Source organism: Streptococcus cristatus (assembly GCF_003943515.1).
In the GTDB taxonomy this organism is placed as follows: domain Bacteria; phylum Bacillota; class Bacilli; order Lactobacillales; family Streptococcaceae; genus Streptococcus; species Streptococcus cristatus_D.
The window spans coordinates 1-15,543 of sequence record NZ_RJPT01000008.1 but is presented as its reverse complement, the minus strand read 5'-3'; the positions used below and the strand labels follow the sequence as shown (position 1 = coordinate 15,543).

8 protein-coding genes and 2 pseudogenes are annotated in these 15,543 nt (G+C 43.8%); 8 read left to right on the top strand and 2 right to left on the bottom strand.

What is annotated here, in order from left to right:
* Nucleotides 1-271: 271 nt before the first annotated feature.
* From D8791_RS07560 to D8791_RS07540, 5 genes are all read left to right on the top strand, one after another.
* The gene (locus D8791_RS07560) at nt 272-7,792 is read left to right on the top strand and encodes an SHIRT domain-containing protein (RefSeq protein ID WP_125447113.1); all 7,521 of its coding nucleotides are present in this window, start codon (nt 272-274) and stop codon (nt 7,790-7,792) included.
* 186 nt (nt 7,793-7,978) lie between these two features.
* Complete coding sequence (fakB, locus tag D8791_RS07555; protein ID WP_005589526.1) at nt 7,979-8,812, top strand: fatty acid kinase binding subunit FakB; 834 nt, start codon at nt 7,979-7,981, stop codon at nt 8,810-8,812.
* 110 nt (nt 8,813-8,922) lie between these two features.
* Nucleotides 8,923-9,198, top strand: coding sequence for a non-specific DNA-binding protein Hbs (gene hbs / locus D8791_RS07550; RefSeq protein ID WP_005589527.1), 276 nt, complete (start codon nt 8,923-8,925; stop codon nt 9,196-9,198).
* Nucleotides 9,199-9,398: 200 nt separating this feature from the next.
* The gene (locus D8791_RS07545; RefSeq protein ID WP_125447111.1) at nt 9,399-10,100 is read left to right on the top strand and encodes a DUF4947 domain-containing protein; all 702 of its coding nucleotides are present in this window, start codon (nt 9,399-9,401) and stop codon (nt 10,098-10,100) included.
* Between the two features lie 70 nt (nt 10,101-10,170).
* The gene (locus D8791_RS07540) at nt 10,171-11,442 is read left to right on the top strand and encodes a TRZ/ATZ family protein (RefSeq protein WP_125447109.1); all 1,272 of its coding nucleotides are present in this window, start codon (nt 10,171-10,173) and stop codon (nt 11,440-11,442) included.
* 119 nt (nt 11,443-11,561) lie between these two features.
* On the opposite strand, the gene D8791_RS07535 is transcribed toward D8791_RS07540, so the two are convergent.
* On the bottom strand, nt 11,562-12,755 hold the full coding sequence (locus tag D8791_RS07535; RefSeq protein ID WP_125447107.1) for an L-lactate MFS transporter: 1,194 nt from the start codon (nt 12,753-12,755) through the stop codon (nt 11,562-11,564).
* A gap of 345 nt (nt 12,756-13,100) precedes the next feature.
* On the opposite strand from D8791_RS07535, the gene D8791_RS07530 reads away from it, so the two are divergent.
* Nucleotides 13,101-13,553: a peroxide-responsive transcriptional repressor PerR gene (locus D8791_RS07530; protein WP_125447105.1), complete on the top strand. Its 453-nt coding sequence runs from the start codon at nt 13,101-13,103 to the stop codon at nt 13,551-13,553.
* A gap of 151 nt (nt 13,554-13,704) precedes the next feature.
* Nucleotides 13,705-14,397, top strand: a complete 693-nt coding sequence (locus tag D8791_RS07525; protein ID WP_005589536.1) for a phosphoglycerate mutase — start codon at nt 13,705-13,707, stop codon at nt 14,395-14,397.
* A gap of 237 nt (nt 14,398-14,634) precedes the next feature.
* On the opposite strand, the pseudogene D8791_RS07520 reads toward D8791_RS07525, so the two are convergent.
* Nucleotides 14,635-15,192 (bottom strand): annotated as a pseudogene (locus D8791_RS07520) (transposase); the annotation flags it as partial.
* A gap of 106 nt (nt 15,193-15,298) precedes the next feature.
* Here D8791_RS07520 and D8791_RS07515 point away from each other — a divergent pair.
* Nucleotides 15,299-15,543: pseudogene (locus tag D8791_RS07515) on the top strand (accessory Sec system glycosylation chaperone GtfB); the annotation flags it as partial.

Sequence of the window (15,543 nt, the reverse complement as noted above, 5' to 3'; positions counted from 1 at the left end):
CCCAAATAGTGTAACTTACCAGCGTCTTGAATATTCCCTGCTGATAGAAAAAATCAAGAAGATTGAAGAAGTATAGCCTAGCTATCTTTTTCAATCTTTTTTGTTTGGATGAGATAATTTATACTGAAAAAACAGGCGAACACCTATATTTATATAGGGTAAATTTCCTATCCTATAAGTAATCATAAACCCTTAAATAATAATTCAAAATATATGCAATTCCTCTTCTTTATGCTATAATAGTTATCGAAAAAGCTAAAAGGAGGAAAAGATGTTTTTTCAGGATAGAAAGATAAAGTATTCAATCCGCAAATTATCAGTTGCGACTGTATCACTTGCGATTGGATTTTTGTTTGCACCCGCAGCGATTGGAGCGGGTCAAGTTGCCCATGCAGATGAGCTTGTGGCTACAGCTCAAGCGGAAAATAAGTCAGAAAATCAAGTCTCGGTGGGAACTTCTGAACCAGCGAAAACAGAAACTCAAGAGACTGTCTCAGTAACGCCTTCTGCACCAGTGCAAGTAGAAAGCAAAGAGGCTGCCTCAACAACAGCTCCTGCGCCAGCACAGACAGAAAGGCAAGGGGATAATCAAGGTTCATTGAAATCTGCTGCACCTGCTGCGACAGAGACAAGTCAAGAAGCGACAGATTCGACTGCTTTTAAAAATGCTCAGGCAGCTACAGGCGCTAGCCAGCCAGCTGCAGCCACTGCTCAACCAGCATCAGTAAATGCTAGTCTAAACAAGAGCACTTTAGAGAACTACCTCAAAAACTTGCGCAGCAAGGACTTTTCAAGTAAGACAGACGATAGTCTAGAAATCTTGAATGGTGTAATGACAGCTGCCGATGGTGTGCTTCAAACTGCGACAAAGCAAGAAGAAATTGATAAAGTTTATCGCAATCTAGTGACTTTTGTCAATTCAGGTCTTCGTGATAAAAATCCGAAGTTCATCCCAGACAAGGATAAAACTCCTCGTTCGGCACTTTATGAGTTTGAAAGTGCTACACCAGGAAAAACAACTCCGCTTGCTCTGAACTACTTGAAGCCAGAAGACACAAAAATCTACAAAAAGGGCGATAAAGTAAAGGCCATCCAGCCAACTGAAACAACTTATGTAGAGAATGATGGAAGTGGTAGATGGACCTTTAAGGGCTATGACTATGATAGTCAGGTGATTGATAAAGATGATGTTTTCTTCACAGGTAAGTGGGAATATACACCAACACCATACAAGGCTACCTATAGAGCAGTTAATGGTTCACCTGGAAAAACTCCGCCACCTTATGTTGCAAACTGGAGTCCAGAAGATAAAAGAAGATTTGCTGAAGGTGAAGTAGTAAAAGCAGGAGAATTTCACTGGGTTTTTTATACTTCAGAAGAATTTCCTAACCGAAAAGGTTATTGGGCTTTTACTGGCTATGATGCTCCAAGTAAAGTGGCAAACAATGGCGATGTGGAGTTCGTAGGAACTTGGAAATACTTTGAGGATGTCATTGTATCCTACAAGGCTGTGAACGAGCAAGATTGGGAGAATTTTTATAAGTTACCAAGTAGTCCTAAGACCTCAAACTATGACAAATATAGATTACCTCTTCCTAAGGAGATAAAGGATCTAGAAAGCAAGCTATACGATTACAAGCTTTCTCTCAATCAGTTTGATAAACGCAATGAGTATTTACCTAAAGATATACTGGATACGCTAGCTGCTTTGTACCGCTACGATGAAGTTCAAGGCGTCTACAAACCATTTTATGATGCAGAACATGAAGGGAATTGGACCTACGAGGAAGATGTCGTAGATTTAACCTTCAGTCGTGAACTAGAACGTGCGGCTACATATGGGGAATTGCCAAAAGTTACAATGCCATTGACGTTTACATTTAAACCAGTTCCTCGGAAACCGACTTATGAGTTTGTCAGTGGAACGGCTGGCAAATCATTACCTGCTGAGATCAATAATCTGAAGCCAGTATATGCACCAAGTGAATGGACATATATGGATAGGAAGACATATCCGAAAGGCAAGGATATAGTTCAGTCTGTTAAACCGCTGAATGATTCCTACTATGATGCAGCTAACGGTGGTACTTGGAACTTTTCGGGCTATGATTTTGATAAAAAACCAGTGAGCGACTGGGAGCACGATGGATGGAATCTCAAGTTCACAGGTACTTGGACATTTACACCGGGAACCTATCCAGAAAACTATAAGTTTGTCAGCAAAGACCCTAGCCTGTCTCTCCCAGAGGAAATCACGACCTATATTCCAAGCACTGGAAAAAACTATAGTAATGGCGATACTGTCCTTGCAACAGCTCCCCTGAAGACGACCTACATGGACTTTGTAAACAAGGGAACTTGGAAATTTGAAGGTTATGATACCGATAGTAAGGTAGTCAACAAAAATGCCGTTCTCTTTACCGGCTCTTGGTCCTTCACACCACACAGAGATAAGACAGTTTCCTTTGACTTTGTGAGTGATACTCCAGGGAAGACTATTCCTGATGATTTGAAGACACAAATTCCAGCTCCTATCACGACTTCTCCATCAGATTATTCTGACAATGTCTATAATGCTATTCAATATCTCAGTTCATACGTCGATGTTGAAAATGATGGTACATGGGTTCCTCAGCAGATTCCTCAGCAAAAGGAGGACGTTGAGAAACCAGCTGACGATGAGGATTCTACCTACACTGTTCATTGGAAATTTGAACCGAACAGGCATAGTGTTTACTATGACTTTTATACAGATTCAAAAGATGATTCTGGTCAAGAGCTCTATCCACCATCAACTTTGTTTGAGCTAATATCTGACACAAGAGAATTTGTCAAGGGTGAAAAAGCTAGCGTTAAAATGCCGTCTAAGACAAGAATTGAGGATCCTGATGGCAGAGGAACTTGGATCTTTGATGACTACTATGAGGATGATAATACGACTATTTCTCCACGCGTGAAAACAGTAGAGAACGGAGACGTCCTCTTCAAAGGAAAATGGATTTTTGTTCCTACTGATCAGTCTGATACGATCTACAGATTAGAGTATAAATTTACTAACTCGACTCCTGCTTATCCTCTTCCAAACAAGATTCGCGATATGCTTCCAGCTGGCACTGATTTCGTTGCACGAGCTGACGATTACAAAGATGCCAGCAAGCTTGACACATCTACAGTAACTGTTCCGACAGGCACTTGGACCTTCCATGGTTTTGATGCAGATAAGTACGGAAAAGCTATTGCAGGTACGAACGTAAAGACCATCACAGGATCTTGGAGCTTTACGCCAAATGGTATAGACTATCAGTTCCAATCAACTAATCCTGATTTCGTATTACCAGATCATATCACCAAGTTGACTCCGAAAAACTCAATTGATTATAAGATGGGCGGTCTGTTCCTTACAGAAGTAGATGCTGAGCAACCAAGTGAAACGACTTATATTGACAAAGCAAACAAGGTAACTTGGACATTTGCAGGATACGATAAAGAAAAAATCATTGTAGCAAAAGGCAGACAGACTTTCCTTGGAAGCTGGGTGCCTACTCCAAATCCAGAATATGTATTCAAATCTTCTAAAGCAGGTGTTCCATTGCCACAAAGTATTTTGGGAATGTTGCCAAGTGATGAGGCTTCTTATAAGGTTGGTGACACCATTGTAGCCAAACAACCTGCTAAAGAATCAGTAGTTGAAGAAGAAAAAGACTATGTCTGGACCTTCAAAGGTTACGATCAGAAGAATGCGACATATAATGGAAAGCGCGTGACATTTACAGGTATCTGGGAAGCAACGCCTAGACCGCATCATGTAAGCTATACTTTTGAAAGCGAAACGGCTGGTGTTGATTTGCCTGAATTTATCCAGAAGAAAGCACCAAAAGATGGCTCAACTTACTTCAATGGGACGAGAGTTTTTGCAGAAGATCCGACAACAAAGACTTACAAAGATGATGTGAATGATGGTAACTGGACTTTCGCTGGTTATGATGCCAAAAGTAAGATTGTGAAAAAAGCTGATTTGACTTTCACAGGTAAATGGGCCTTTGAAGCCAACAAGTACCAAGCTACTTACCGCTTCGAGAGCGCAACAGCAGGAAAAGCTCTTCCAGCAGCCATCGCAGCATTGACTCCAAGCGACAGTGCAACATATGAAAATGGCAATACTGTTTCCGCTAAGCAACCAGCGCAAGCGACCTACACAGATACAGTGAACGACGGCACATGGACCTTCAAGGGCTATGACGCAGCTAGCGCCGTTGTCAACAAGGCTAATGTAGAATTTGTAGGAAAATGGACCTTTGAAGCCAACAAGTATCAAGCTACTTACCGCTTCGAGAGCGCAACGGCAGGTAAGCAACTTCCAGCAGCCATCGCAACGCTGCTTCCAAGCGACAGTGCAACATATGAAAATGGCAATACTGTTTCCGCTCAACAACCGTCACAAACCACTTACGCCGATACTGTGAACGGCGGCACATGGACCTTCAAGGGTTACGACGCAGCTAGCGCCGTTGTCAACAAGGCTAATGTAGAATTTGTAGGAAAATGGACCTTTGAAGCCAACAAGTATCAAGCTACTTACCGCTTCGAGAGCGCAACAGCAGGAAAAGCTCTTCCGGCAGCCATCGCAGCATTGACTCCAAGCGACAGTGCAACATATGAAAATGGCAATACTGTTTCCGCTCAACAACCGTCACAAACCACTTACGCCGATACTGTGAACGACGGCACATGGACCTTCAAGGGTTACGACGCAGCTAGCGCCGTTGTCAACAAGGCTAATGTAGAATTTGTAGGAAAATGGACCTTTGAAGCCAACAAGTATCAAGCTACTTACCGCTTCGAGAGCGCAACGGCAGATAAAGCTCTTCCGGCAGCCATCGCAACGCTGCTTCCAAGTGACAGTGCAACTTATGTGAATGGCAATACTGTTTCCGCTCAACAACCGTCACAAACCACTTACGCCGATACTGTGAACGACGGCACATGGACCTTCAAGGGCTATGATGCAGCTAGCGCCGTTGTCAACAAGGCTAATGTAGAATTTGTAGGAAAATGGACCTTTGAAGCCAACAAGTATCAAGCTACTTACCGCTTCGAGAGCGCAACAGCAGGAAAAGCTCTTCCGGCAGCCATCGCAACGCTGCTTCCAAGTGACAGTGCAACTTATGTGAATGGCAATACTGTTTCCGCTCAACAACCGTCACAAACCACTTACGCCGATACTGTGAACGACGGCACATGGACCTTCAAGGGCTATGACGCATCTAGCGCCGTTGTCAACAAGGCTAATGTAGGGTTTGTAGGTAAGTGGGCCTTTGAAGCCAACAAGTATCAAGCTACTTATCGCTTCGAGAGCGCCACGGCAGGTAAGCAACTTCCAGCAGCCATCGCAGCATTGACTCCAAGCGATAGTGCAACTTATGTGAATGGTGCCTCTGTTTCCGCTCAACAACCATCACAAACCACTTACGCCGATACTGTGAACGACGGCACATGGACCTTCAAGGGCTATGACGCATCTAGCGCCGTTGTTAACAAGGCTAATGTAGGGTTTGTAGGAAAATGGGAGTTTGAAGCCAACAAGTATCAAGCTACTTATCGCTTCGAGAGCGCCACAGCAGGTAAGCAACTTCCAGCAGCCATCGCCGCATTGACTCCAAGCGACAGTGCAACATATGTGAATGGTGCCTCTGTTTCCGCTCAACAACCATCACAAACCACTTACGCCGATACTGTGAACGATGGCACATGGACCTTCAAGGGCTATGATGCAGCTAGCGCCGTTGTTAACAAGGCTGATGTAGAGTTTGTAGGAAAATGGGCCTTTGAAGCCAACAAGTATCAAGCTACTTATCGCTTCGAGAGCGCCACAGCAGGTAAGCAACTTCCAGCAGCCATCGCCGCATTGACTCCAAGCGACAGTGCAACATATGTGAATGGTGCCTCTGTTTCCGCTCAACAACCATCACAAACCACTTACGCCGATACTGTGAACGATGGCACCTGGACCTTCAAGGGCTATGATGCAGCTAGCGCCGTTGTTAACAAGGCTGATGTAGAGTTTGTAGGAAAATGGGCCTTTGAAGCTAATAAGTACCAAGCTACTTATCGCTTCGAGAGTGAGACGGCAGGTCAAGCACTTCCAGCAGCGATCGCCGCATTGACTCCAAGTGACAGTGTAAGATATGTGAATGGTGCCTCTGTTTCAGCTCAACAACCATCCCAAACCACATACACAGATACTGTGAACGATGGTACATGGACCTTCAAGGGCTATGACGCAGCTAATGCAGTCGTGAACAAGTCAAATGTTGAGTTTGTAGGAAAATGGGCCTTTGAAGCGAATAAGTACCAAGCAAGTTACCGCTTCGAGAGCGCCACAGCAGGTAAGGCTCTTCCAGCAGCCATCGCCGCATTGACTCCAAGCGACAGTGCAACATATGAAAATGGCAATACTGTTTCCGCTCAGCAACCATCCCAAACCACTTACGCCGATACTGTGAACGACGGCACCTGGACCTTCAAGGGTTACGATGCAGCTAGCGCCGTTGTCAACAAGGCCAATGTAGAGTTTGTTGGTAAGTGGGCCTTTGAAGCCAATAAGTATCAAGCTACTTATCGCTTCGAGAGTGAGACAGCAGGTCAAGCTCTTCCAGCAGCCATCGCCGCATTGACTCCAAGCGACAGTGCAATATATGTGAATGGTGCCTCTGTTTCAGCTCAACAACCATCACAAACCACTTACACAGATACTGTGAATGACGGCACATGGACCTTCAAGGGTTATGATGCAGCTAGCTCCGTTGTCAACAAGGCCAATGTAGAGTTTGTTGGTAAGTGGGCCTTTGAAGCCAACAAGTACCAAGCTACTTACAGCTTCGAGAGCGCCACAGCAGGTAAGCAACTTCCAGCAGCCATCGCCGCATTGACTCCAAGCGACAGTGCAACATATGTGAATGGTGCTTCTGTTTCCGCTCAACAACCATCACAAACCACTTACACAGATAGTGTGAACGACGGCACATGGACCTTCAAGGGCTATGACGCAGCTAGCGCCGTTGTCAACAAGGCTAATGTAGGGTTTGTAGGTAAGTGGGCCTTTGAAGCCAACAAGTACCAAGCTACTTATCGCTTCGAGAGCGCAACGGCAGGTAAACAACTTCCAGCAGCCATCGCCGCATTGACTCCAAGCGACAGTGCAACATATGAAAATGGCAATACTGTTTCCGCTCAGCAACCAGCGCAAACTACTTACACAGATAGTGTGAACGACGGCACATGGACCTTCAAGGGCTATGATGCAGCTAGCGCCGTTGTCAACAAGTCCGATGTAGAGTTTGTAGGTAAATGGACCTTTGAAGCTAAGCAAGCTCCTAGTCCGCAGCCGCAACCGGAACCAGCACCGCAACCGGAACCAGCACCGCAACCGGAACCAGCACCGCAGCCGGAACCAGCACCGCAACCGGAACCAGCACCGCAGCCGCAACCAGTTCCGAAGCCACAACCACAGCCAAGTCCAGTTCCACCAGTGACTCCAGAAGTGAAGCCAGATCAAGAGACTGATTCAGCTAATAAAGCTCAAACGGATCAGCTAGTGAAGCCTGAAAGCAGACCTGTTTCAAATGATAAGCCAGCTGTTCCAACTCCAGCAGGAGATAAGACTAAACAAGCGACCTTACCAAATACAGGTAGCACTTCTCCAGTTTCAATCGTGGGAGCAACGACCAGTGCTATTATTGCGAGCCTAGGATTCATGATTCTTGGTCGCAAGCGCAAAGATGATGAGGCTTAAAAGGGCATCTTCTTGATGCAAGCTTTGGCTAGTGCCTCAATCAAATAGTTAAGAGCCTTCTAAGTAGTATTTTACTTAGAAGGCTCTTATTTTTCTGAGATTTATAGATTAAGCTAAGATTGATTCACAAAAACTTAGGATTTTTTGGTATAATAGACTCAATAACAGGATAAAAGTAGGGAAAATATGACAAAAATTAAAATTGTGACAGACTCTTCGATTACGATTGAGCCTGAACTAGCAAAAGATTTGAATATTACAATAGTTCCTTTGACAGTCATGATTGACGGTGTAGTCTACTCGGATTCCAATTTGAAGGAGGGAGAATTCCTTCAGTTGATGAAGTCTAGTAAAAATCTGCCTAAGACTAGCCAGCCACCAGTTGGAGTATTTGCCGAGGTTTTCGAAGATTTATCAGCGGAAGATGTCCAAATTATCTCAATTCACATGTCTCATGCTTTATCTGGCACCGTAGAGGCAGCTCGTCAGGGTGCTACCTTGGCTAAGGCTGATGTAACAGTTGTCGATAGTTCTTTCACGGACCAAGCCATGAAGTTCCAAGTCGTTGAGGCTGCTAAGATGGCAAAAGCTGGAGCGACTTTGGAGGAGATTTTACAAAAACTTGAGGAAGTCAAAGCCAAGACGGAGCTATATATCGGCGTATCGACCTTAGAAAATTTGGTCAAAGGTGGTCGTATCGGCCGTGTGACTGGTCTGATTAGCTCGCTTTTAAATATTCGTGTCGTCATGCAGATGACAAATCATACCTTGACTCCTATTGTCAAAGGACGTGGCGCTAAAACCTTCAAGAAATGGCTGGATGACTTGAAAGAGTCTCTGAAAGAGAAGGAAATTGAAGAAATCGGAATTTCCTATGCGGGTGGACCAGAATTTGCTAATCAAATGAAGGAAGAGCTGCAGGAATTTGTTGAAAAACCAATCTCTGTCTTAGAAACAGGTTCGATCATCCAAACTCACACTGGAGAAAATGCATGGGCCGTTCTAGTTCGCTATAAATAGAGTAAATTATTTGTAAAATGTCTGCTTAAGACTTGACCTAGACGCTTTTTTTAGATATGATAATATCTGTTAGGGTTATTAACCCAGAAAAAAATTGGAGGATTTGTTAAATGGCTAACAAACAAGATTTGATCGCAAAAGTGGCAGAAGCTACAGAATTGACTAAAAAAGATTCAGCAGCAGCAGTTGACGCTGTATTTGCAGCAGTTACAGAATACCTTTCAAAAGGTGAAAAAGTTCAATTGATCGGTTTTGGTAACTTTGAAGTTCGTGAGCGTGCAGCACGTAAAGGTCGCAACCCACAAACTGGTAAAGAAATCACAATCGCAGCTTCTAAAGTTCCAGCTTTCAAAGCAGGTAAAGCTCTTAAAGACGCTGTAAAATAAGACAAAAATCAAAAGCCTACTGTATCAGCTTCCTAGCTTGTGCAGTAGGTTTTTTCTTATGTTTTGGCATAACATCAATCATTTTTCCTAAGCTTCTAGAAGACACAGTATTTGTTTGTTAGAGAAGGCAGCAAAAATCTGGATGATCCTTCTGCACAACTTAAAATATGATATAATGTAGCTAAGAAATGGAGGTAACTATGTATTTTAAAAAAGTAATAACCTTTTTAACCATGCTTGCAGCTGTCATGGCTTTGACAGCTTGCTATTATCCAAGGAAAAGGGTTCCTAGGTCTGAAGCCTCTTCTGTCCAAAAGGTGAAAATACCAAAGAAATCAGAATCGACGAAGGCTACAGGCTCCAGTCAGCAAGAAAGATCAAAGAGCAGCCAGACCTCATCATCTAGTGCTCCAGCTTCTGAGAGCAAGGCGACAAGTTCGCCAGATGAAGTAACGGATGGTTTGCCTCAAGATGCGCGGTCTGCCAATACAGACAAGATCTATGCAACAGGCAATGCCAAGGTGTATTATCGTTCTTTTGAAGGGGGATTTAGTGCTCAAACGCCTGATTTTAAAGGCTATACAGAGGAGCAAGTCAAAAAGGTTCTTGGCGAGCCAGAGGCCGTCATAAAGGATCCGAATTACATTAAGGACACTTTTAAAGCTCAGGAGCTAGAAAATATAAAAGAGCTATATCAAGGTCAGCATGTGACGGAAGAGCAGGCAAAGGCTTTCTATGTAACAGCGGCGGATATTGCTCAGGCAGCTAGCTTGAACCAAGACTATCAGTTGGAGAGTGACTTTATTTTATATAGCTATAAGCAACATAAAATTAATCTGATTTTCTCTAAAGGAGAGTTGTATTATATGACTCCCAATCCTGATTATCTTTATTTTAAATAATCTTGGAAAATTCTTGCGCTAGTTTACTAGGCCTGCTATAATAGCTAAAACGAAATGAGAAGGAGCAAGGATGAAAGCTTATACAAATGTCAATCTGGTGACCTGTGACAGCGCATTTCATGTTTATCGGGAAGGTTTGCTTGTGGTTGAGGATGAACGCATTGCCTACTGTGGTCCCTATGACGAGGCTTGGCTAGAACAGTGCAGCGAGTTGGTGGATTATGAAGGTGCTTGGATCATGCCAGGGCTGGTCAACTGCCATACGCACTCGGCCATGACCTTGCTGCGCGGGATTCGTGATGACAGCAATCTGCATGAATGGCTGGAGAACTATATCTGGCCAGCAGAAAGTCAATTCACGGAGGATCTAACGACCGAGGCTGTCCAGCTGGCTCTGGCTGAAATGATGCTGTCAGGAACAACGACTTTTAACGACATGTATAATCCTCAGGGAGTGGAGATTGACCGGATTTATCAGACTGTGCGGCAGTCTGGTATGCGCTGCTATTTCTCACCAACTCTCTTTAGCTCAGCAGCAGAAACAACAGAAGAGACTCTGGCTCGTACTCGTGCCATTATTGAGAAAATCCGCTCCTATGATGATGAAGATTTTCAGGTCATGGTGGCACCTCACTCGCCCTATGCCTGCGATGAAGACTTGCTCAAGGGCAGTCTTGAACTAGCGCGTGAGCTGGATTTGAAGCTTCATATCCATGTGGCAGAGACCCAGGAAGAAAATAAAATCATTCTGGAGCGTTATGGTAAACGGCCTCTGGCTTTCTTAAAGGGGTTGGGCTACTTGGAGCAGCCAGGTATTTTTGCTCACGGGGTTGAACTAAATCCGTCTGAGATTGCGGATTTAGCGACTTCACCAGTCAGCATCGCCCACAATCCTATCAGCAACCTCAAGCTAGCTTCCGGTGTAGCTCCGGTGACGGATTTACTGTCCGCTGGGGTGACCGTTGGCCTGGCAACAGACTCTGTCGCTTCTAACAATAATCTGGATATGTTTGAAGAAGGTCGGACAGCAGCCCTCCTTCAGAAGATGCGAGCAGGTGATGCGACCCAGTTTACGATCGAGCAGGCCTTGAAAGCTTTGACCATTGAAGGAGCAAAGGCGCTGGGATTGGATAACAAAATTGGCAGTCTGGAAGCGGGTAAGCAAGCCGATTTCATTGCCATTCAGCCTAAGGGACGACTTCACCTCTATCCTTTGGAAAATATGCTGTCGCACCTAGTATATGCAGTCAAGGGTAGCGACGTTCAGGATGTCTACATTGCTGGGCGACAGGTGGTCCGAGACGGCCAAGTGCTGACCGTTGATCTAGAATCATTCAATTAAAAAGAAAAGCCGAGTTTGTCTCGGCTTTTATGCTAGTCAGGGGAGCTCTTGTCAATTTTTGCTGGCTAACAGATTCTTTGTCAAAAAAACTCTGGGTCACCCCAGAGTTAATATTAGTTTTAAGCTTTCTTTGATTTAGAAATATAGAATAATTGTAGAACGATACCAAGGAGTGCCATACCAATAACGATATAGCAGGCCATTGAATAGTCTCCCTTGTTTGCTTGAGCAAGTCGAGCTCCCAACTGTGGTCCGGCAATAGCTGCAACACCATAAGCCGTGAACATCCAGCCGTAGTTTGTGCCGACGTTGGCCACGCCCCAATTTTCGGCTGTAATACCTGGGAAAGATCCAAGGAAGCCACCGAAGGACAGGGCGACAAGCATGACGCCTAAGATTGCAAGGATGCTTCCTTCTCCTTTAAAGAGAGCGGTCAGTGCTAAGCCACCAGCGACAGTGCCAAACATGGCGATTACAGTAGGGTAGCGGCCGATTTTGTCCGATACAGCTCCCCAGAAGATCCGTCCAAAAGTATTGGCAATAGAAACCAGCATAACGAATAGAGTTGCTTCTCCAACTAGTTTATATTGGTCGGAGATAGACGCTGCTGAACCGATGATCATCATACCACCAGTAGCACCTAAAATGTAGATGAGCCACAGCAACCAGAAGTTGCCTTCGCGTAGCATTTCTTTGTGAGTTTTTCCTGTCGGTGCAGAACCTCCTGCTGCTGGAGCAGCTGCTGGAGCTTTTTCCATGACAAGAGAAGAGCAGCAGATAACGACAAGCAGGGCAATACCTAGAACTTTAAATGTTGAATAAACGCCCATTGAAGCGATGAGAGTTTTGGCAAGTGGTCCGATGATTAGTGGTCCAAGTCCAAAGCCAGCTGCGGTTAAACCACCCGCGAGACCTTTTTTATCAGGGAACCATTTGGTAGCGACAGAAGTTGAAGCGCCATAGGCTGATCCGATACCGAGACCAAGGACAACCCCGTAGGTCAAGTAGAGTACAGGAAGAGAAGTTGCAAATCCTGTAGCAAACATACCCGCACCAAAGAGAATTCCTCCTAGAAAGACAAATTTCTTAGGGCCTAATGAATCGACTTTAGGTCCGAAAATAATCATGCCGATTGGCACCATTGCAAAAGAGATACTGAAGGCTAGAGAGGTTTGAGCTTGCACCCATCCTTGGCTAGCATTGGCTTCCAGCAGCGCTTTTTGAAAAACAGACCAGGCGTATCCAGCACCTAAAGAAAGGTTGGTTAAGATAGCTGCTGCTAAAATTAACCAGCGATTTGGTGTTTTTTTCATAATGATATCCTCATTTATATAATTTTTTTCTAAAAAGTGATAGAAAACCAGCTGTACCCAAATAGTTGTCCTGCATGTTTCCTGCAGGGCAGGTAAAATAGCAGAAGCATGGCTACAGAATTTGTTACTATAAAGCTGACATGTCAAATAATTTAAGCGCTTACATGTTTGTTAACATCTCTATCATATCGTGCTTTGAGGCAAAAATCTACTTAATTAAAATGAATAAGTCTATTAGGTAGATTAATATTTTTCCTTATTTACAATCATTCTTAATAGAAAATCTATGTTTGTCATGATATAATGGAAATAAGCTAGAATGAATGTGGATGGAGTATAGAGAAGATGAATGAAGGGTATGAAAAGAATTACCAGGAAGTAATCGAACATCTGAGGTTGAAAGGTGTTCGAATCACAGAGACGAGAAAGGCTGTGATTGCTTTTATCATCAGCAGTCATGATCATCCTAGTGCAGAGATGATTTACCAAGCTCTCTTGCCTGAATTTCCCAATATGAGCTTGGCGACTGTTTATAACAACCTAAAAGTGTTGATTGATGAAGGTTTTGTATCTGAGCTCAAGGTTCGTAACGACACGACGACTTATTATGATTTTATGGGGCATCAGCACCTCAATGTCATTTGTGAAAAATGTGGTCGGATTGCGGATATGGACTTGGATTTGCCAGACGTTCAGCAGGAAGCAGCAGAGCAGACTGGCTATCAAATTACCAAGAGTCAGATGGTCGTTTATGGCATTTGTCCAGAGTGCGCCCAGCAAGAACAAGTGGCTAGTTAGAAGTCTTGAGTGAGAATTGATTTTCTCAAAAGCCTAATCAAGTGGAAAATTTCACAAATATCCCGCTGAGACTAGATTTTTGAGAGAAAATTTTGTAAAATGGAATAGATAAACGGGGCAAACCCCGGAAAATAAAAGGAGAATCCATCTAATGGTAAAATTGGTTTTTGCTCGCCATGGTGAGTCTGAATGGAATAAAGCTAACCTCTTCACTGGTTGGGCTGATGTAGATCTTTCTGAAAAAGGTACACAACAAGCAATCGATGCTGGTAAATTGATCAAAGAAGCTGGTATCGAATTTGACCAAGCTTACACTTCAGTTTTGAAACGTGCGATTAAAACAACGAACTTGGCGCTTGAAGCAGCTGACCAACTTTGGGTTCCAGTTGAAAAATCATGGCGCTTGAACGAACGTCACTACGGTGGTTTGACTGGTAAAAACAAGGCTGAAGCAGCTGAGCAATTTGGTGATGAGCAAGTTCACATCTGGCGTCGTTCATACGATGTATTGCCTCCAAACATGGATCGTGATGATGAGCACTCAGCTCATACTGACCGTCGTTACGCTTCACTTGACGACTCAGTTATCCCAGATGCTGAAAACTTGAAAGTAACTTTGGAACGTGCCCTTCCATTCTGGGAAGATAAAATCGCTCCAGCACTTAAAGATGGTAAAAATGTATTCGTAGGAGCTCACGGTAACTCAATCCGTGCCCTTGTAAAACACATCAAACAATTGTCAGATGACGAAATCATGGACGTGGAAATCCCTAACTTCCCACCATTGGTATTCGAATTCGACGAAAAATTGAACGTAGTTGCTGAATACTACCTTGGAAAATAATTGATGATGAAGCTCTGCTTAGCAGGGCTTTTTCTCATTGTTGGAGAAAAATTCGGCTCTTTTCGACCATTTGTCAAGTCTATCAAGGCTTTAAGTAAAAAAAGAGATAAGACAGTAGCTATTCTGAGGTTACTGTCTTATTTTTAACACTTTTTGCTCCATAAAAGGGCATGCTAAAAAACACCTCATCTGGTATTTTTTGAAACAAGGTGTTACCATAATACGGCATAGACAGCCTTATCGATTTTGGGTCAAAGAATAATCGTAAAGTTTGTTATGCGTGATGAGGTAATACATTGTTCGAATAAGACGATGTATAGAGGCAATCGTATGTGACTTAGTTGAAGCTATTGTCGATTGTCTTTTTCGTTTCTCATAAAAGTCAGCGATATGGCAGGGATTGGTATGACTAGCTGAAGCGATGTTGTGAATGCACTTGAACAAGATTTTTCTGGCATAGGGATTACCTCGTTTAGTGATGTGTTCCTTAGCGAGAAAGTTCCCAGATTCATAGTGTCTGAGGTCAATGCCGATAAAAGCATTGATTTGATTGGCAGAGTGAAATCGACGAATATCTCCCAATTCGCCAATGATAGATGTCGCTGTGGTTTCTGCGATGCCAGAAATTGACCGTAAGATGTCATACTCTGGTAAAGGCTGAGCTAGAGCTACCATGTCGTTTAAGACAACTTGTTTGCGTTCAGAAAGACGAAGCAATTCTTGAGCATAGTAGCGAACCTCTTCAAGCATTGGAGAGGTTTTCTTGACCGCACAAAAAGATTGTTTAGCGAGTGAGGTAGCTGAGCCTTATCTTGATGAGCATATTGCCCAGCGCTGGTCTGATCTAGTTCGATCGGCTCAGACCAACTAAGTAGGATTCAGAAAGAAAGGCATAAACACTATGATTTGTTTGTTTGACCGCTATGATCAAGCAAGTTTTGATTTGTTACGTTCATTAAAAGCAACAGGACTTGATTGTCCTGTTGTTGTTGTACAAGACGATGGCTATCTTTCACCAGATGTCGAGTCTCCTTACAGTTATTTTACAGGAGATTTGGATACACCAGAAGGCCGGCCGATTTATTTTAATCTTGTCCGCAAACCGCACCTATGGGAGATTCGCTCCAGCAATGTGAATGGCGAAAT